General features: G+C 67.5%; 18 protein-coding genes and 1 pseudogene. 13 read left to right on the top strand and 6 right to left on the bottom strand.

Translation table 11 applies throughout. The features are described 5' to 3' along the window. Window positions 1–36: 36 nt before the first annotated feature. The 4 genes from OWC43_RS21535 to OWC43_RS21520 all read left to right on the top strand — a co-directional run bounded on the left by OWC43_RS21535 (window position 37) and on the right by OWC43_RS21520 (window position 3,213). Entirely contained in the window at window positions 37–333 is a 297-nt protein-coding gene (locus OWC43_RS21535) for a hypothetical protein (protein WP_029358206.1), read from the top strand. Continuing rightward, window positions 330–1,178 carry a DUF3658 domain-containing protein gene (locus tag OWC43_RS21530; RefSeq protein ID WP_393958258.1) on the top strand — a complete coding sequence of 283 codons (849 nt, stop codon included), beginning with the start codon at window positions 330–332 and terminating at the stop codon, window positions 1,176–1,178. The genes OWC43_RS21535 and OWC43_RS21530 overlap by 4 nt, the downstream gene beginning before the upstream one ends. A gap of 134 nt (window positions 1,179–1,312) precedes the next feature. After that, window positions 1,313–2,587, top strand: a complete 1,275-nt coding sequence (locus tag OWC43_RS21525) for a flavin monoamine oxidase family protein (RefSeq protein WP_393958257.1) — start codon at window positions 1,313–1,315, stop codon at window positions 2,585–2,587. Between the two features lie 224 nt (window positions 2,588–2,811). Further along, window positions 2,812–3,213, top strand: a complete 402-nt coding sequence (locus tag OWC43_RS21520) for a hypothetical protein (protein ID WP_012322169.1) — start codon at window positions 2,812–2,814, stop codon at window positions 3,211–3,213. 145 nt (window positions 3,214–3,358) lie between these two features. On the opposite strand, the gene OWC43_RS21515 is transcribed toward OWC43_RS21520, so the two are convergent. The 3 genes and pseudogenes from OWC43_RS21515 to OWC43_RS21505 form a co-directional block, all read right to left on the bottom strand. Further along, window positions 3,359–3,670 (bottom strand): hypothetical protein, encoded by a 312-nt coding sequence (locus tag OWC43_RS21515; RefSeq protein ID WP_012322168.1) that lies wholly within the window; start codon window positions 3,668–3,670, stop codon window positions 3,359–3,361. 278 nt (window positions 3,671–3,948) lie between these two features. After that, window positions 3,949–4,194: pseudogene (locus OWC43_RS21510) on the bottom strand (hypothetical protein). Between the two features lie 352 nt (window positions 4,195–4,546). Then, a complete protein-coding gene (locus tag OWC43_RS21505; protein ID WP_393958256.1) occupies window positions 4,547–4,942 on the bottom strand; it encodes a DUF4149 domain-containing protein in 396 nt (131 codons plus the stop codon). 379 nt (window positions 4,943–5,321) lie between these two features. On the opposite strand from OWC43_RS21505, the gene OWC43_RS21500 reads away from it, so the two are divergent. Then, the gene (locus tag OWC43_RS21500) at window positions 5,322–6,146 is read left to right on the top strand and encodes a cobalamin-binding protein (RefSeq protein WP_012322166.1); all 825 of its coding nucleotides are present in this window, start codon (window positions 5,322–5,324) and stop codon (window positions 6,144–6,146) included. A gap of 356 nt (window positions 6,147–6,502) precedes the next feature. On the opposite strand, the gene OWC43_RS21495 is transcribed toward OWC43_RS21500, so the two are convergent. Beyond that, window positions 6,503–7,114: a TetR/AcrR family transcriptional regulator gene (locus OWC43_RS21495; protein WP_393958255.1), complete on the bottom strand. Its 612-nt coding sequence runs from the start codon at window positions 7,112–7,114 to the stop codon at window positions 6,503–6,505. Between the two features lie 101 nt (window positions 7,115–7,215). On the opposite strand from OWC43_RS21495, the gene OWC43_RS21490 reads away from it, so the two are divergent. The 4 genes from OWC43_RS21490 to OWC43_RS21475 all read left to right on the top strand — a co-directional run bounded on the left by OWC43_RS21490 (window position 7,216) and on the right by OWC43_RS21475 (window position 11,034). Continuing rightward, window positions 7,216–8,130, top strand: a complete 915-nt coding sequence (locus OWC43_RS21490) for an SDR family oxidoreductase (RefSeq protein ID WP_393958254.1) — start codon at window positions 7,216–7,218, stop codon at window positions 8,128–8,130. 58 nt (window positions 8,131–8,188) lie between these two features. After that, window positions 8,189–8,659 (top strand): DUF2147 domain-containing protein, encoded by a 471-nt coding sequence (locus OWC43_RS21485; protein WP_393958253.1) that lies wholly within the window; start codon window positions 8,189–8,191, stop codon window positions 8,657–8,659. An 85-nt stretch (window positions 8,660–8,744) separates the two neighbouring features. Further along, window positions 8,745–9,836 (top strand): adenylate/guanylate cyclase domain-containing protein, encoded by a 1,092-nt coding sequence (locus OWC43_RS21480; protein WP_393958252.1) that lies wholly within the window; start codon window positions 8,745–8,747, stop codon window positions 9,834–9,836. Continuing rightward, window positions 9,739–11,034: an alpha/beta hydrolase family protein gene (locus OWC43_RS21475; RefSeq protein WP_393958251.1), complete on the top strand. Its 1,296-nt coding sequence runs from the start codon at window positions 9,739–9,741 to the stop codon at window positions 11,032–11,034. The genes OWC43_RS21480 and OWC43_RS21475 overlap by 98 nt, the downstream gene beginning before the upstream one ends. 442 nt (window positions 11,035–11,476) lie before the next feature. Here the strand turns inward: OWC43_RS21475 and OWC43_RS21470 are convergent, their stop codons facing one another. Then, window positions 11,477–12,415: an NAD(P)H-binding protein gene (locus OWC43_RS21470; protein ID WP_393958250.1), complete on the bottom strand. Its 939-nt coding sequence runs from the start codon at window positions 12,413–12,415 to the stop codon at window positions 11,477–11,479. Window positions 12,416–12,506: 91 nt separating this feature from the next. On the opposite strand from OWC43_RS21470, the gene OWC43_RS21465 reads away from it, so the two are divergent. Continuing rightward, on the top strand, window positions 12,507–13,397 hold the full coding sequence (locus OWC43_RS21465) for a LysR family transcriptional regulator (RefSeq protein WP_393958249.1): 891 nt from the start codon (window positions 12,507–12,509) through the stop codon (window positions 13,395–13,397). Window positions 13,398–13,406: 9 nt separating this feature from the next. Here the strand turns inward: OWC43_RS21465 and OWC43_RS21460 are convergent, their stop codons facing one another. Then, a complete protein-coding gene (locus OWC43_RS21460) occupies window positions 13,407–14,330 on the bottom strand; it encodes a LysR family transcriptional regulator (protein ID WP_393958248.1) in 924 nt (307 codons plus the stop codon). Window positions 14,331–14,401: 71 nt separating this feature from the next. On the opposite strand from OWC43_RS21460, the gene OWC43_RS21455 reads away from it, so the two are divergent. Genes OWC43_RS21455 through OWC43_RS21445 form a run of 3 tightly spaced genes read left to right on the top strand, consistent with a single transcriptional unit; the run spans window position 14,402 to window position 16,538 of the window. Further along, complete coding sequence (locus OWC43_RS21455; RefSeq protein ID WP_393958247.1) at window positions 14,402–14,869, top strand: ester cyclase; 468 nt, start codon at window positions 14,402–14,404, stop codon at window positions 14,867–14,869. After that, window positions 14,869–15,798 carry an NADP-dependent oxidoreductase gene (locus OWC43_RS21450; protein ID WP_393958246.1) on the top strand — a complete coding sequence of 310 codons (930 nt, stop codon included), beginning with the start codon at window positions 14,869–14,871 and terminating at the stop codon, window positions 15,796–15,798. The genes OWC43_RS21455 and OWC43_RS21450 overlap by 1 nt, the downstream gene beginning before the upstream one ends. Beyond that, window positions 15,795–16,538, top strand: coding sequence for a glucose 1-dehydrogenase (locus tag OWC43_RS21445; RefSeq protein WP_393958245.1), 744 nt, complete (start codon window positions 15,795–15,797; stop codon window positions 16,536–16,538). The genes OWC43_RS21450 and OWC43_RS21445 overlap by 4 nt, the downstream gene beginning before the upstream one ends. Window positions 16,539–16,584: the final 46 nt, after the last annotated feature.

Here is a 16,584-nt window from a genome sequence, read left to right as displayed (position 1 = left end):
CTAGTGCCGGGCGAGGCATCGAGCGGGGAGGTTCGGATGAAGGCATTGCGAGTGACAGGGGCATGGCTCGCGGTAGCCGTCGCTTCCATCGTCCCGCCTTTCGCACAAGCCCAGGCCGGCCAGGGGACCGTGGCGTGCCGCGACGAGATCGGGTCCGCTGCCGCCAAGCGTCTCGTCGCGCAGTGTTTCGATGCCTCGCCGGCCACGCACCCGCCGTGCAACGTCGTGAACCCGTGCGCGATGATCCGCGAGGAGATCGCGCGCAGTTGCAAGCTGTTCGAGGCGTCGAGTCCGCTCCCAGCGGACCTGTGCGCCGCGGGCCGCACGCCGTGACCGGCGCGTCGAAGGTCGTCCATGTGACCTGGGGCGCGGCCAGGGCGGACTCCGTCAGGCAGGCCTTACGGCTGCAGGGCCGCGCGGAACGGGTGATCGCGCTGACCCACGTCCTCGACGTCGGGCCCATCGAACCGTTCGACCCCGAGGCGCGCCGGATTTGGTTCGCCGAGAACACGCGGCCGGACGACGACCCGGAAGGGGAGCCCACCGATCCGGAGGCACCTTGGGCGGAGGCGACGGACCCCGGCGTCCATCCGGTCTACTGGGCCTGCCTGACCGACGCGGCGGAGCACGCTTGCTTCCTTCGGTTCGTTTCCCGCATGGCCGGGCGCCCCTTCGACATCGTCGAGGTGATAGGCTCGGACTTCCCCCGATTAAGTGCCGCCTCAACGGTATGGTCGTTGGGTCAATTGCGTCCCGAGGAGATGGTCGCGGCCGATCTCGTGAGCGGGAGAAGGCCCTTCACCGAAGCCGAGAACGAAGCGGCCACGGCCCGCTGGGCGAAACTGCGGCGGGAAAACGCGCCGCTGCGTATCGTTCGGGACGGGACCTTGGTCTCGGCGCCCCTGACCCATTTCGACGACGTCCTGACTGGGTTCGCCACCGGGGAATGGGAGTTGCTGATCAAACTGGTCGCCCGCGTGATCGGTCATCTCGACGACGGCTCAGACCAGCCGGGACAGGGATGCAGCTACGAGCTCCTATTCGCGCGCATCCTCGCGCTGGGGCAATCCAGAGCGCTGGAGGTTACCGGTTCGGGACCGGGTATGCGGGACTTCAAGGTTCGGAGGTTTGCGGACGGTCACGGGATGGTGCCCGCGCCCGGAGGTCCGATGACCTAGGATGGCCCCCGTCGGTCGTGCCCGGCACTCCCCGTCGATGATTGGCGGCCTCGGTGGGAGGCTTTGGGCCTGAAGCCAGGCCGCGGGGCCGCGGTGACCTTGGAAGCCGTGTCGGCCGACCTAACCTTGGACGGATGACCAGCGAATTCGACGTGATCGTCGTGGGGGGAGGCGCCGCCGGCATCGGTGCCGCGCGCAGGCTCGCGGACAGCAGCGCCTCGTGCCTGCTTTTGGAAGCCTCCCAGCGGCTAGGAGGGCGTGCCTATACCCAGGACCTCGGAGGCTATCCTCTCGACTTCGGCTGCGAGTGGCTCCATTCAGGCGACCGCAACGCATGGGTCGGCATCGCCGAGGCATCCGGCTTCCCGGTCAACCGGGGCGATCCGCCCTGGACGAAGGCGCACCCTTCCCTGGATGTCGACAAGGACGACCAGGAGGCGGCGTGGAGGGCCTATGGCGATTGGGAGGAGCGACTCCGTACGGTCGCCTCGGGCAGCGACCGTGCCAGCGATGCCCTGGAACAGGGCGGTGCCTGGAACGGCTACGTGCGGGCCATCGCGGGCTTCATGAGCGGCGCCGCGCCCGAGGACATCTCCGCGACCGACTACCTGGCCTACGACGACGCATCGACCGGTAAGAACTGGCACTTGCCGCTCGGCTACGGCACCTTGGTCGCCGCCAGCTTGCCGTCCTCGGCGACGGTCCGGCTGGCCACGCCGGCCGAACGCATCGACCTGACCGGGGACGGCGTCGAGGTGACCACCCGCGCGGGTACCATCCGCGCCAAGGCCGCCGTTCTCACTGTCTCGACCGCGGTCCTGGCCGGCGACGCGATCCGCCTTCCCCGCGGCATCGACCCTTGGCGAGAAGCAGCCGCGGCCCTTCCCCTCGGACGCAACGAGAAGATTTTTCTAGAGATCGAGCGCGAGACCGCGTTCGGGCCGGACTCGCATGCCTACGGCAACTTGGAGGACCCGAGGTCGGCGGCCTATTCCATACGACCCAATGGCTGGCCGGTGATCGAGGCCTTCCTCGGTGGCGAGGGCGCGCGCATCCTGGATGAGGAGGGCCCGGCCGACGGCTTCGCCTTCGTGACGGCGCAGTTGGCCGCCCTGTTCGGCAGCGACGTGGCGTCGGCGATCCGGCCGCTCGCGGCGACCTCGTGGAGCCGGATCGCGTCCATAGGCGGCGCGTATAGCTGCGCGCTTCCTAGTCGCTCGCAGGCGCGTTCGCGCTTGGCGCAGCCTTTCGAGAACCGGCTGTTCTTCGCTGGCGAGGCGACACATCCCTTCGACTTCACGACCGCCCACGGTGCCCACGACAGCGGGCAACGCGCCGCCGACGAGGCCTTGGCTGCTCTTCGGGACAGCCATGTCCTGGATAGGCGGGATCCCCCGTTCGCAGCCTGACCGGCCAGATGGTGACCTCGTTTCTCCGGGACGGCGCAGTCGCCGCCGAAGAGGGGTGATGCTCCCGCCCAGGCATCATGGTTGCTTGCTGGAGATTTTGGTCGGCGATGTTGCGGCCATCTCCCGTCGGACGGGCACCCCACCGTGCCATGGCGCACATAGCCTTGGAACGGCGCACGCCCCGAGCTGTTGAGGTGTCATTCCCATGCGACATGAGGTTTCGAATGCGTAAGATCGCACTCGCTTCCACGGCTCTGCTCGGCCTCGGGCTCTTGGCATCGGCACCCGCAGAGGCCCGCGGCTGGGGCTACGGCGGTGGCTACGGTTACGGCCATGGCGGATACGGTTATGGCGGCGGATATCGCGGCGTGGGCTTCCGCGGCGGCTACGGACGCGGTTACGGCTATCGCGGTTATGGCTATCGCCGCGGCATCGGCCCCGGTGCAGCCATCGGCCTCGGGATCGCCGGCCTCGCCGCAGGTGCCATCGTCGCGAACTCATACGGTGGCTACGGTTACGGCTATGGCCGCCCGGTCGGATATTACGGCGGCTACGGCTATGCTCCGGCTTATGGATACGCTCCGGCTTATGGCTACGGATACCCGGCTTACGGCTACGGATACTGAAACATCACTTCTAATGGCGGGTCGCAGGCTTCGCCATAACGTCTAACGACAGAGGCGCCCGACGGACTGTCGGGCGCCTCTTTGCGTATGGGAGCATCCCGCGAGTGTCGACCAGAGCCCGATGCGTTCATCAGGTGCGCCGCCTTCAGGTCGACGAGACCATTTCCCCTGGTGTCGGTTCGGCCCCGGCGGTACCGGGTTCTGGCACGGACGGGGACGCCGGCACGGTGGCGCTGGAGGCGGCGACGAGTGAGTCAATTACGCCGAGCAGCGGGAGCCGCTCCGGGCAGTCCGCCCCGAAGGAGAGGAAAGTCGAGAGTTCGACGCGGGACGGCCTCCCGCCCGAGGGACCGTTCGGCTCATGGAGGACGATCACGTCCGACGGGTTCTTGCCGACGCACAGGAACCCGTTGTCGCCGTTCGATGCGGCGTAGATCAGTTTGCGTGCGATGGTCATAACCTCGACGGCCTCCTCGTTCACAAGGTCAACTAGGGCTGAGGATCAGACATGTCCGACAAGAAGGACCGTACCGACGAGGCACCCAAACCGACCGAGGACCTTGGGCTGCCGACGCCGCCGAGCCCGGGACGCGTCCCGCCTCCCTACTTGCCGCCCCCTCCAAAGGACGACGCCCCGCCCGCGGAACCGCCGACAGACGGCTGGCCGTGAGGTCGGCGTGCGCTTGAGGGGTGTGGCCTTCCCCACGTGATCCCGCTTCCCTCGGAACGGCCGTCTCAGGCCATCAGGCGATGGGTGTTGTCGGCGACCAGTTCCCTGTAGCGGGCGATGATATCGCCCTGGCTTCCCCACGCCATCAGTGTGGTGGCGGCCTCCATCGCGGCGACCACCTTCTCGCCGACCATCGAGACCATCTCGGCCTAGCCTTCGGCGCCGCCCCAGGCGATCCGCATCAGCCGCAACTCGATCACCTTCCGCGCCTCCACGGCAAGCAGGAAGGCGGCATAGAGGGAGTTCAGCATGGGGGCTCCGGTCTGACGATACCCGTGGGCAACGCTTGGCCGTTGTCCCTGTCCCTGCGGACGATGACGCAGGACGCCTACCATTCGAGGGCAGCAACACCCGAGCCCGGCGACGTGGCGGTGTCCTCGGAGATACCCGACCGCTTTGTCGGGACGCGGCCGGCAAGCCGCCAAGCCCCAACCCCTACGTCTTCCTTGACCTGCCCTTGTCGCGCATCTTCGGGGGTCAGACCGTACGGGCTTGGTAGATGCGCTGCTCCCGACCAGAAATGCGAACGCGTAAAATGCCTGCGGGACGCTGGGCCCTGCCGATCCCGCGACGCGCCTCCCGACAGCGCATCGGCTTTCACGCCTATGCGGAATGCCTGAGGATCACCACGGACGATCCGACGATGTGGGCCAGGGTGACCAGGACCGACCCGGTATGAAGCACGCCGAAGCGCCTGCGATTGCCTACGTCGCTCGCCGTGTTGATGGCCGGCATGAGAACCTGCCGCGCCAGGAGGGCCGTGAAGGCGATGAGCCCTAGGATGAGGGCGGAAGTCCCATCGAGATTGGCCGTCAGCGCCGCGCCGGCGAGGGCGCACCCTATGACGAAGGCGTAGAAGTGCGGGAAGGCGCGCCGCAGGAGCGGGCCTGCGGCTTCGGCAGGCAGGGCGCTGAAGAGGAACGAGGCGAAGCCGAACGAGTACAGGAGCATTCCCCCGAACAGGAGGGCTGTCAGGAGGACGGCCGCTTGGGAGAGCATCGTTCCAGACCTCTTATTCAAGGATCGCCCTTGCGGACGGGATTGGTTTCGCTCGGCTCGACCAGGTCGCGTGTCGGTGGTGGCGCACGAGGGCGTTTTGGGGACGACCCTATGCGTCATCGGTCGTTGGCGACACTCGTTGGCCCCGCGTCATTCGCGCCCCGGCCCGCCTGGGAGCGCCCCGCCGACAGCAGGCGCCCTGGAACGTTGCGTCGCGCGACTCCGAGGGAAACGCGTAACGGGTCACGCCATGCGCTACGCGTTATGGCTTGGCGTTGAGAACCAGCGGCTGGATAGTTGGCCAGCGTCGTATTCGTACGTCTGCCATGCCTGGGCCTCCCGCGGACATCGGGCGGTCGCTTGCGCTATAGGGTATTGTATGCGTCGCTTCCCGCCTGAACGGATCGTCTGCCTGACCGAGGAGACGGTCGAGACTCTGTACCTGCTGGGAGAGCAGGACCGGATCGTCGGCGTGTCCGGCTACGCCGTCCGCCCGCCCCAGGTCCGTCGCGAGAAGCCCCGAGTGTCGGCCTTCACTAGCGCCGACATCCCCAAGATCCTGGCACTCGCGCCGGACTTGGTCCTGGCCTTCTCGGACATGCAGGCTGGCATCGTCGCCGACCTCGCCCGGGTCGGGGTCGCGGTCCACCTCTTCAATCAGCGGGACGTGGCCGGCATTCTCGCCATGATCCGGACGGTGGGCGCCCTCGTGGACGCAAGGGACCGCGCGGAGGCGCTGGCCCGCGGCTACGAGAAACGGCTGTCGACGGTCGCCGAACGGGCACAGGGGCGCCCACGGCCCCGGGTGTATTTCGAGGAGTGGGACGAGCCGCTGATCTCAGGCATCGGGTGGGTATCCGAGCTCGTGCGCATCGCGGGCGGTGATGACGTCTTCCCCGAACTCGCCCGGCAGCCGGCCGCCAAGGACCGCATCGTCACGCCGGAGGCGGTGTTGGCCGCCCGGCCGGAAGTCATCCTGGCATCGTGGTGCGGGAAGAAGGTGGTGGCATCCCGCATCGCGTCGCGGCCCGGCTGGTCGTCCATGCCGGCGGTCGCGGAGGGACGGATCGTCGAGATAAAATCGCCGCTCATCCTCCAGCCTGGGCCAGCTGCACTCACCGATGGGCTCGACGCCATTCTGCGTGCCTTTGCCGCCCCGATAAATCGTCCGGCTGCGCCGATCTCAGTTCACAGTCATGCGTAAGGAATGGGCCATGACATGCTGATGTCATGGCCACCGCGTTCAGGGCCACTCGCCTTCCACGCGGATTTCGCCATCCAAGCGAACATTGGAATCCGCAGGATGGATGGTCCCATACGAGGCACACTGAGACGAGGCCCTGGGCCGCAACAAAGGTCTGCTTCCTCGTTTCTAATGCTGGAAGCCGTCATTCCGCTTCCGGCCACTTCCGGCCCACCGGAATGTACCTCTGGATGACCGAAGTGGGTGGATTGCGGCTGGTCTGCTTCTGGGACGACAGCCTGAGAAAGCGGACATTTGCTCAGACATCAATATACAAAAGCTTGGTGTTTCTCCCAGCCCTTCGACAGTGCGCAACGCTACCGTGAAAGCTTACAGAATTCGGCCGCTAGCTCATCGAACGCGGTACGGAGGAAGGAGTCCAGAGGCTGATCCCCGCCTGCTTGAATCCAGTCTTCGATGGCTATGCGCATGGCACCGAGCGATGCCATAGCAACGAGGCGCAAAGATGTACCGCATCCGGGGCTCGGCCACTTCCCGACAAGCGTTCGATACAGGGCCTGCTCATGGATGCCGTAGGTCGCCTGCTTGCGCGCCTTCAGGGTTTCGCTCGACCGCAGGACGCGGTCGATACTGATGAACTCCTGAGTACGGAAGCCCGCAGATAGCGTCAGCAAGGCATCGCGGACTGCTTCCACCGGCGCCTTGTCAGAAGGCTGGGCCAGGACCGCCTTGTGCAGGGACGCGCTGAACCCCCGCATCTGCCAATCTACCAGAATCTCTTCCTTCGATTTGAAGTAGTAGAAGAACGTGCGGCGAGAGATGCCGGCCGCCTCCGCGATGGCGTCCAGTGTCGTCGCCTCGTAGCCGTCCCGACTGAACAGCCTCAGGCCCGTCTCCGCGATCCGCTCAAGCGTCTCCTGACGCTTGCGCGCGCGCAGGCCATCCGGCTTCGACGGGACGCTTTCCATGCCCTCGTTCTGACATGCGATACCGCACTTGCAAAATCGCACTCAGTGCGAATACATTTTTGCACCGAGTGCGACTTTTCCTTGTGGTGGAAGAAACCTGAATGCCCCGCTGGACCTTGAACGACCTGCCGGCCCAATCGGGACGGATCGCTATCGTAACGGGGACAGGTGGCCTCGGCTTCGAGGATGCGATCGCCCTGACTCAGGCCGGTGGCGAGGTCATCATAGCCGGGCGCAATCCGGATAAGGGCGCGCAAGCCGTCACGGCGATACGGCAGAAGTCGCCGGACGCCAGAATCCGCTTCGAGATCTTGGACCTTGCGAGCCTTGCATCCGTGGCCGCCTTCGCCGAGCGCACAGCGGGCGATCTCGACCGCGTCGACCTGCTGATCAACAACGCCGCGGTGATGAACCCGCCGACGCGCAAAGTCTCGGGCGACGGCTTCGAATTGCAGTTTGCCACGAACTTCCTCGGGCACTTCGCGCTTACTGCCCACCTCCTGCCGTTGCTGCGCCGGGCGCGCGAGCCCCGCGTCGTTACGCTTTCCAGCGTCGCGGCCCGTGCCGGCCGCATCGACTTCGACAACCTGCAGGCGGAGCGCACCTATCGCCCGATGGCGGCCTACAGCCAGTCCAAGCTCGCCTGCCTGATCTTCGCGCTCGAACTGCAGCGCCGCAGCGACGCGAACGGCTGGGGATTAGCCAGCCTCGCGGCCCATCCGGGGATCTCGCGAACCGACCTATTACCGAACGGCTCCGGTCGCTGGAGCCCTGCGGGCATCGCGCGGACCTACCTGTGGTTCCTGTTCCAGCCGGCAGCGCAGGGAGCGTTGCCCACCCTGTATGCGGCATCATCGCCGCTCGCGTCGGGTGGAGGGTACTACGGCCCGACGCGACTCGGCGAGACCCGCGGCACGCCCGGGCCCGCCGCCATCCCCGCCCAAGCCCGCGACGAGGCCGTGGCCGCTCGGCTGTGGGCTGAGTCCGAACGTCTTTCCGGTGCGGCGTTCCGATAGGTCCCGGTCATCAGGCGAACTGTCCTGATCATAAGCAGCGAAGCGAGGAGGCCGCGGAATGGTGAGATCGAAATGGTGGGCGAGTTGGGCCGCGACCCTCCCCGGTCTGACTGCGGGACTGCTGATTGGGCACGCCTCCGCGCAGACCCCAGCAGCGCGGGAGATCGTCGGCGTGTGGGCCGAAGACGACGGTCAGCTCAAGTTCGAAGTCCATGAGGTGAACGAGACCTACGAGGCCCACCTCATCCATAGCGCACGCGTCATGGAAGCCGACGGCAGAACCTTCCGGGCCGATACCTTTAACCCCGATCCGGCTCTGCGTGGTCGCAACCTGCGAGGCACTGTCATTCTGTCCGGCCTGAGATGGGATCAGGCAGTCCGGCGCTGGGAAGGAGGGAGTCTCTACGACGGCTCGTCCGGTCGGACGTATTCGGCATATGTCTCGCTGGTGGACGGGCACATGGAGTTGCGCGGGTACCTCGGCATCCCGCTTCTCGGCCAAACGATCATCCTGCGCCGGACACGGTAGGACGCCTCGACGAACTCGATCCCGACAATCCCATACACATGGCCGTCCCGGTCATCCCAGATCGCCTCCCACCCGGATAAAAACGATGACGAACGGCTCGATCACATTCTGGATCGTCATCGCCGCCGCCAGCGCAGCGTTCGGCGCCCTGTATGGCATCCTGTTCCACGAGGGGCCGGCCGTGCTCGGCGTGACATACGGCACGTGCATCGGGGTCCTTGCCATCGCCTACGAGCGCGGTGCCCTGTTTCCCCGATACACGACCTGCCTGCGACGACTGCCCTCCCTGGCATACTTCGCCGCGGCGGAGTTGAGTTTGCTCCTGGTGATCGTCGGAGGAATGTCGGCGACGGGCCTCATGGTCCGAGCCCTCGGGCTGACGGACAAGAGCCTGGCTGAGCTCGTGACACCCCGGCCCCAGGCCGTACTCTACGCGATGGCGGTGTCGGCCCTCCTTATCGGCGTGCTGCGCGTGCGTGACCTGATCGGCAGCAGGACGTTCACCAACCTGATCCTCGGACGCTACCACCGCCCGCGAAGCGAGGAGCGCATCTTCCTGTTCCTCGACCTCGTCGGTTCGACCACCTATGCGGAGAAGCACGGGGACTTCGCGGCGCAGGAACTGCTGAAAGAAGTCTTCGAGACGATTGCCGAACCGATTCGCCGACACCGCGGTCAGATCGATGACTACATCGGCGACCAGGTGATCATTTCCTGGCCTTTGATGCAGGGCGTCGAGCGGGCGAGGTGCATCGACTGCGTCTTCGCGATCCGAAGAATGCTCCGCGATGACCGCGACCGATGGACCAAACGGTTCGGACTTGTCCCGGAACTTCGCGCCGCGCTCCATGGTGGCAGCGTCGTCACCGCCGAGATCGGGGTTGACCGGCATAAGATCGCTTACTTCGGCGACGTCATGAACGCGACCGCCCGATTGGAAGGCCTGTGCCGGGAGACGAAGCGGTCCGTACTTGTCTCGGAAGCCGTCCTGTCCAGAATCCCCCTGCTCCCGGACGGCATCGCGGCGGAAACCTTGGGGCAGTATGCTCTGAGGGGGCGCAGTGGTGCGATGGTCGTGCATGCGCTGGCCGAACGGCGGAGGCTCGCGGTCGTCGGCGAAGTTGTCGGCCGCCCGCCTCAGGAACGCGGAGCAGAGGCTTCCCATCGCTTTTCATGAGCGAGGCATGGCGTCGGCACTTTCGGATAGTGGCCAAACGTCCATCGACGTCCGTGAAGGTGCCAAACGCGAGCCGCGAGGCTCCAGCCGGATCAACCCGCCCCTCAATCGTCGCGAGACCTTCATGACCACCATCAGCGAAGTTGCGATAGGTTCAGATGCTCTTCCGGGGCCGAGCTCCCGTGGCTTCAACCGCCGCCGCTTCGGTGCGATGGCCCTGGCGGCGGGTGCCGGAGCCAGTCTCCCATCCTTCTCGGCAGGGGCCCTGCCGGCATCCGCCGAGGCACGGTTCGTCGACTTCGAGTGGGTCGACCCGTCACGTGACCGTGCCGTGCCGGCGCGGCTCTACTGGCCTGCCGCCTCCGACACAAAGGGTCCGGTTCCGCTGATCGTCTTCTCCCATGGGCTCGGCGGGTCGCGGAAGGGCTACAGCTATCTCGGCGAGGGATGGTCGGGGCGCGGGACGGCCAGCCTTCACATCCAGCATGTCGGCAGTGACCAGACGCTGTGGCAGGGGAACCCACTCCTACTCCTCGACCGCCTCGACGGCGCAGCGGACGAGAGCGAGGCCATCGAGCGGACTCGGGACGTGAGCTTCGGCCTCGACCGCCTGCTCGACCGGGACAATCCCTTCCATCGCGCCATCGATCGAAAACGCATCGTCGCGGCCGGCCACTCCTACGGGGCGAACACTACACTGGTCCTCACCGGCGCCCAGGTCATCCGGAAAGGGAAGCCTCTCGGGCACCGGGACCCGCGCTTCACGGCGAGCATCGTCATCTCGGCCCCGCCCTTCTACGGCGAGACGGACCTCGCCGCGGTCCTCGCCTCCGTGGACGTGCCCACCCTCCACGTGACCACAACGGAGGACACGATTCGGATCCCCGGCCGCTATTCGCCGGTCCAAGACCGCATCAACGTCTTCAATGCTGTTCCCACGGCACAAAAGGCCCTCGTTGTGTTTCAGGGTGGTCCGCACAGCGTCTTCACCGACCGCTCCCTCCAAAACGGCGGACCGTTGAACCCCTTGGTCAAGCGTGCGACGATGGAAGTCAGCTTGGCGTTCCTCGACCTCGTCCACCGCTCCGACCCGGTTCCGTTGAAGGGCTGGAGCGCGACGTGGAAGCCGATCCTGGCCGCGGCACCAGTGCCTTTCCCGGTCACGTCGCGGAATACGGCCGGTAGACGTCGCGCGTAATACGCGCGTCATTGCCCGTCGTTTATGGGCTATCACCTCTACTATCCGACATTCGAATAGGCCGGGCGGAAGATCCTCAACGGGAAAGCTCCTGCCGTTAAGCTTCACCCCAGCCTATGTCCGCTTTGGGGCGGCCCTTGTCGCTGCTTGTACGACCGGTTTGGGTCGGTAGGAGGCCGTCCGCTTTTCCGGCCAACCGTCTCCGAAGCGGCCGTTCCGCTTACGGCCAGCACCAGCCTTCTCCGCAGGCCCGGTGGAACGGCTGCGTTGGGTGGTTTGCCGCCCTTCCGCTTTATGGTGCAGGTCGGAGAAAGCGGACGTCTGGCGATTGGGCGTAAGCCAACCGAAAGTAAGGGTACCCAGTGGAGATCGTTCGCCGCCAAATCGAACGGCCTTGAAACGAACTGACTGAGGTGAAGAAGAGACAGGCGTCCTGAACCTCTCAAGTTTTCAATGCGGTGATAACCGCCGCATCCAGCGGAGTGCACGGCACATCGCCGAGAAGGTCTATCAACCGACCTGCGTCGAGGCGCATCGCGTGCGCCCAGAACGGACGGACCTCCATGACCTCCCGGGGGAACCCACCGAACGGCGCGAGCACCCGCATCAGGGCCCAGGGGAAGCGGCGCTCGGGAAGGTTTGGGTGACCCGAGGCCCGACGGATCGCAGCCACCATCCCGCCGCCGTCGGCATCGTAGTGGCCGGGAAACTGCAGCCGCTCGCATGGCATCAGCCGATCCGGTGGCAGTTCGAGCAGGCGGAGGATGGTCTCGGCGAGGTCGGGCAGGTAGGCCCAGGCATGCCCGACGCCCGGCGTTCCGGGATTGAGGATGCGCGTAAGCGGCGGCTTCGCCAGGGCCTGCGCGAACCAGCTTTGGCCCGCACCCGGTCCGAAGAAATCGCCCGCCCGCACAATGAGGCTCCTCACCTCCGGGGCGGCCCCCGCCAAGCGCTTCTCCATCTCGACGCGGATGGCTCCCTTGCGCCCGCGCGGTATCTGCGGGGTCGCCTCGTCGATCAACGACGCGAGGGCGGGGTCATAGTTGTAGAGCGTGCCCGGCAGGACGATCCGGGTGCCCGCGTCTCGCGCCGCCGCGAGCGTGTTGTCGAGCATCGGCAGGACCAGCCGGTCCCAATCGCGGTAGCCGGGTGGGTTCACCGCGTGGACGATGACGCTCGTCCCTGCCGCGGCGCGGACCACGTCCGCCCGGTTCATGGCGTCACCCGCCTGCCAATCCGGCGTCACCGAGTTGCCCCAGGCAGACGCCGCCCTCGCCGGGTCCCGCACCAGCGCGCAGACGCGCCACCCGCGCGCCAGCATCGCCCGGGTCACTGCACCGCCGACACCGCCCGTCGCACCCAACACCAGAGCCGTTCTCATAATCCTGTTCCTCCATTCGCCGCCGCCTTGATGCGCCCAAAGGAAGATCCATGAAATTGACGAGCTCCGTTGGGCCGCCTATCGAATTTCGATGAGCGATGCGGACTTCGACTGGGACGATCAGCGGGCATTCCTGACGGTGCTCGACACCGGCAGCCTGTCGGCCGCGGCGCGGGCGCTGGGCCTCACCCAGCCCACCGTCCGGCACCGGATCGAGGCGCTGGAGCGGGCCGTAGGGCAACCGCTCTTCGTCCGCGGCGTGAACGGGTTGGCGCCGACGCCCGAGGCGCTCGGCTTGGTTGGGCACGTCCGGCGCATGGCCCACGCGTCTGAGGCGTTCCGGCGCGAGGCGAAGGGCGCGGCGTCCGAGGTGGCCGGCCCTGTCCGTCTCAGCGTCTCGGACTTCGTCGGCATCGAAGTCGTACCGCCGATGCTAGTGGCCTTGCGCGAGCGCCACCCGCGCCTCATGGTCGAACTCCTCCTCACCAACGCCAACACCGACCTCCCCGGCCAGGAGGCGGACGTGGCGGTGCGCATGGCGCGGCCGAGCCAGAACTCGCTCGTGGCGCGCCACGTCGGCAGCATCGCGCTCGGGTTCTTCGCGTCGCCGGCCTACCTCGACCGGAACGGCATTCCCGAGACCGTCGCCGACCTCACCCGGCACGCCATGGTCGGGCCCGACCGTATGCCGGCCTACCTCGCGATCCTGGATGCGCTGGCCCGCGAGGCGGGCGGGCCGCTGCCCATCGCCCTGCGCAGCGACAGCCATCCCGCGCAACTCGCTGCGATCCGCGCCGGCCTCGGCATCGGCGTGGTGCAGGTGCCGGTCGGCGAGCGCGATCTCGTGCGCGTCCTGCCGGACCGCGTCGTGTTCGACCTCGACACTTGGATCGTAGCGCACGAGGACGTGCGGCGCAGCGCCCGCATCGATGCCGTGTTCAACCATCTCGTCGAGTCCTTCGGGGTCTACTGCTCCCGGTAGAGTTCGCCCTCAGCCGCTGGGCACCGAAGACACCAGGAGATCCCGCAGCCATGCCTGGGCCGGGTGACGGTCCGAGCGCCTGTGCCAGAGCAGGTGGAACTCCACCGGGGCGAGGTCGACGGGGCAGGGCGTGACCGTGAGGAAAGGCGCCATGCCCGAGCCGGTCACAACGCGTTCCATGAGCGTCGCGACGAGATCCGTGCGCGCCACGAGCGACGGTGCCGCGTACATCTGGGGGAGCACCACCCCGAGCCTTCGCCGAAGGCCCAGTCCGGCAAGGGCTTCGTCGACGGCGCCGAACCCGTCGCCCTCTGGGGAGACCAGGACATGCCGGGCGGCAGCGAAGGCCCCCGCGTTGCCGAGGCATTCGGCGGCCGGCGAGCCAGCCCTGGCGACGGACACGAAGCGCTCGCGGAACAAGGGCCGCGCCAGGATACGCGCCTCGGTGCCGGGAGGTACGCCGACCGCCACATCAGCCAACCCCTCGTCCAGCAGTCGGACCGCCTCGTTCCTGTCCGTGAAGCCCCGGATGCGCAGGTCCACTCTTGGCGCCGCGGTCGCCAAAGCCTCCACGAGCGGCGGCAACAGGACGTGCGTGGGATGCTCAGAGAGGGCCAGGGTGAAGACGACGGACGCCTCGGTCGGACGGAAATCGTCGCGCAGCGCCAAAGCCTCACCGACCGTCCGCAGCGCACCCTTCAAAGGGGCGGCGAGATCCTGCGCCCGGGGGGTGGGGGCCAGGCCCTTGGGGCCCCGTACGAACAACTCGTCGCCCGTCGCCTTCCTCAGCCGGGCAAGTGCCGCGCTCATGGCGGGCTGGGTCAGACCGATGCGACGCGCCGCGCGCGTCACGTGACGCTCCTCCATCAGCGCATCGAACGCCACGATCAGGTTCAGGTCGAGCCCACGGTAATCCATGACGTGGATGTTCACACATCGACATCATGCGTTTCAATGATGACCTACGCCGTCTTACGTCTCCGGGATTGGAACGGAGATCAAAGATGCCCGACCCCCGCATTCCCGACGGCGCGGCCACCACGCTCACCCATGGACAGCGCACGGCGCTGGAAGCCTTCTACGGCGCGCTCGGGCGCCACGACGTCGACTTACTCGACGGGGCCACGACGCCGGACTGGGAGGATATCCCGCTCGCACCGGGCCAAGCCCCCGGGCCGGAGGGCGCGAAGCCGGTCTTCCGGATGCTGCTGACGGCGTTCCCTGACCTCGCCGTCGAGATCGTCGATGTCCTGGCAGAGCGGGACCGTGCTGCGGTCCGCGCGCGCGTGTCCGCCACCCATGCCGGTCCCCTCTTCGGGGTCCCGGCAAGCGGCCGCCGCGTCGCGTTCGTGCTGCACGAGTTCCACGACTTCGAAGGCGACCGGCTCCGCCGTACATGGCACCTGGAGGACCTGTTCGGCCTGTTCTCGCAGGCCGGGGCCTTCCCGGCGCTTCCCGGAGGGCAAGCCTGATGCGCGCCCTTCTGATCGACGGCTACGCGCCGGTCCCGTCCGCGCACCTCGGCACCGCGGCGGATGTCCGGCCCGGGCCCGGGGAGGTCCGCATCCGGGTGGAGGCCGCAGCCCTCAATCCGCTCGACGCCAAGCTCGCGCGCGGCGACATGACGGGCTGGTTCCCGCTAGCATTCCCTTACGTGCCGGGCACGGACTTCGCTGGCTTCGTAGACGCACTCGGCGAGGAAGTTACCGATCTCCACTTTGGCGAGCCCGTGCTCGGACGGAGCGAACCCGTGGCGGGCGGTGCCCTGGCCGAAGCCATCGTCGTCCCTGCCCGTTCCGTGATCCGACGCCCCGAAGGACTCGATGTGGTCACCGCCGCATGCCTGCCGACCCCGGCCGGCATCGCGCACCAGACCCTGTTCGATCACCTCCGGGTCTCAGAAGGGGCGATGCTATTGATCCTCGGGGCGGGCGGCGCAGTCGGGCGCGCCGCGATCCAGTTGTTTCCCGCGGGGGTGGAGATCGTCGCCTGCGCCGGCCAACCGCGCGGACCCGACCCGGCCTCCCCCGCACGCTGGGTTCGCCCCGACGAACCCGATTTCCTTCGTGTGGCGGCCAAGGCCGATTCCGTCCTCGATTGCGTCGGTGGGGCAATCCAGCACCGGGTCATCGCGGCAATGCGTCCGGGGGCCAAGCTTGCGGCCATCGTTGCGCCCGTGGACGAGGCGGCCGTTGTCGCTCGGGGCATCGAGGCTGCCTTCCTCGTCCTGGAGACGCGCCGGGATACGCTCGCCGCCATCGCCGATGCCGCGGCGCGAGGTGTCCTGCATCCGGAGGCCCCGGTCGTCTTCAGCTTCGAGGAATCGGCGGCGACCTACCGCGACTACGTGGCCGGCCGCAGAATCGGCAAGCTCGTGATGACGACCGGAGGCGGGCGGTGAGTGGGTTCAGGCACGGGCGCGGGGCCATCGTGACAGGTGCATCCCGCGGCATCGGCGCGGCCATCGCCCGGCGCCTCGCTGCCGAGGGCTTCGGCGTGACCGTCGGCTTCGGCTCCGATGCCGGCGCCGCCCATTCCGTCGTGGCCGAGATCCGCGACCGCGGCGGCGATGCGGTCGCAGTGGGAGGCGACGTCACGCGTGAAGAGGACGTCGCGCGGCTCTTCGACGAGGCCACGGCACGCTTCGGCGGCCTGGACGTCCTGATCAACAACGCCGGGGTGATGTCGCCGATGCCGCTGGCCGAACTGGATGGGTCCGCGTTCGACCGCCTCATGGCGGTCAACGTCCGTGGCGTCGTGAATGGCTGCCGGCAGGCTTGCGCGCGGCTCCGGGACGGGGGCCGGATCGTGAACCTGTCGACCAGCGTCCTCGCGATGGCCCCCGCCGGGTACGGGCCGTACTGCGCCAGCAAGGCGGCGGTCGAGGCCCTGACCCGTTGCCTCGCCAAGGAGCTCGCGGCTCGCTCGGTCACGGTGAACGCCGTCGCGCCGGGGCCGACTGAGACGGAGTTGCTCACGGCGGCCAACAGGCCCGACCGCTTGGAAGGCTATGCCAGGATGACGCCGCTCGGGCGGCTCGGGCAGCCGGACGACATCGCGGGCGTCGTGGCGTTTCTCGCAGGGCCCGAGGCGTCCTGGGTCACGGGACAGGTGATCCGCGCGAACGGAGGCATGGCCTGAGCGCATTGCAGGACCACGGCCGCCGTTCGCGCCGGGGTGCGCCCCG

It is taken from the genome of Methylorubrum sp. POS3, from assembly GCF_043352485.1.
In the GTDB taxonomy this organism is placed as follows: Bacteria; Pseudomonadota; Alphaproteobacteria; order Rhizobiales; family Beijerinckiaceae; genus Methylobacterium; species Methylobacterium suomiense.
Note: the sequence above shows the minus strand (reverse complement) of the source record. Positions and strands in the feature narration are given on the sequence as shown.

Coding starts and splice junctions, on each gene's coding strand:
- OWC43_RS21535 (WP_029358206.1), top strand. CDS start 37: ATGAAGGCATTGCGAGTGACAGGGGCATGGCTCGCGGTAGCCGTCGCT.
- OWC43_RS21525 (WP_393958257.1), top strand. CDS start 1,313: ATGACCAGCGAATTCGACGTGATCGTCGTGGGGGGAGGCGCCGCCGGC.
- OWC43_RS21520 (WP_012322169.1), top strand. CDS start 2,812: ATGCGTAAGATCGCACTCGCTTCCACGGCTCTGCTCGGCCTCGGGCTC.
- OWC43_RS21515 (WP_012322168.1), bottom strand. CDS start 3,670: ATGACCATCGCACGCAAACTGATCTACGCCGCATCGAACGGCGACAAC.
- OWC43_RS21505 (WP_393958256.1), bottom strand. CDS start 4,942: ATGCTCTCCCAAGCGGCCGTCCTCCTGACAGCCCTCCTGTTCGGGGGA.
- OWC43_RS21500 (WP_012322166.1), top strand. CDS start 5,322: ATGCGTCGCTTCCCGCCTGAACGGATCGTCTGCCTGACCGAGGAGACG.
- OWC43_RS21495 (WP_393958255.1), bottom strand. CDS start 7,114: ATGGAAAGCGTCCCGTCGAAGCCGGATGGCCTGCGCGCGCGCAAGCGT.
- OWC43_RS21490 (WP_393958254.1), top strand. CDS start 7,216: ATGCCCCGCTGGACCTTGAACGACCTGCCGGCCCAATCGGGACGGATC.
- OWC43_RS21485 (WP_393958253.1), top strand. CDS start 8,189: ATGGTGAGATCGAAATGGTGGGCGAGTTGGGCCGCGACCCTCCCCGGT.
- OWC43_RS21480 (WP_393958252.1), top strand. CDS start 8,745: ATGACGAACGGCTCGATCACATTCTGGATCGTCATCGCCGCCGCCAGC.
- OWC43_RS21475 (WP_393958251.1), top strand. CDS start 9,739: ATGCGCTGGCCGAACGGCGGAGGCTCGCGGTCGTCGGCGAAGTTGTCG.
- OWC43_RS21470 (WP_393958250.1), bottom strand. CDS start 12,415: ATGAGAACGGCTCTGGTGTTGGGTGCGACGGGCGGTGTCGGCGGTGCA.
- OWC43_RS21465 (WP_393958249.1), top strand. CDS start 12,507: ATGAGCGATGCGGACTTCGACTGGGACGATCAGCGGGCATTCCTGACG.
- OWC43_RS21455 (WP_393958247.1), top strand. CDS start 14,402: ATGCCCGACCCCCGCATTCCCGACGGCGCGGCCACCACGCTCACCCAT.
- OWC43_RS21450 (WP_393958246.1), top strand. CDS start 14,869: ATGCGCGCCCTTCTGATCGACGGCTACGCGCCGGTCCCGTCCGCGCAC.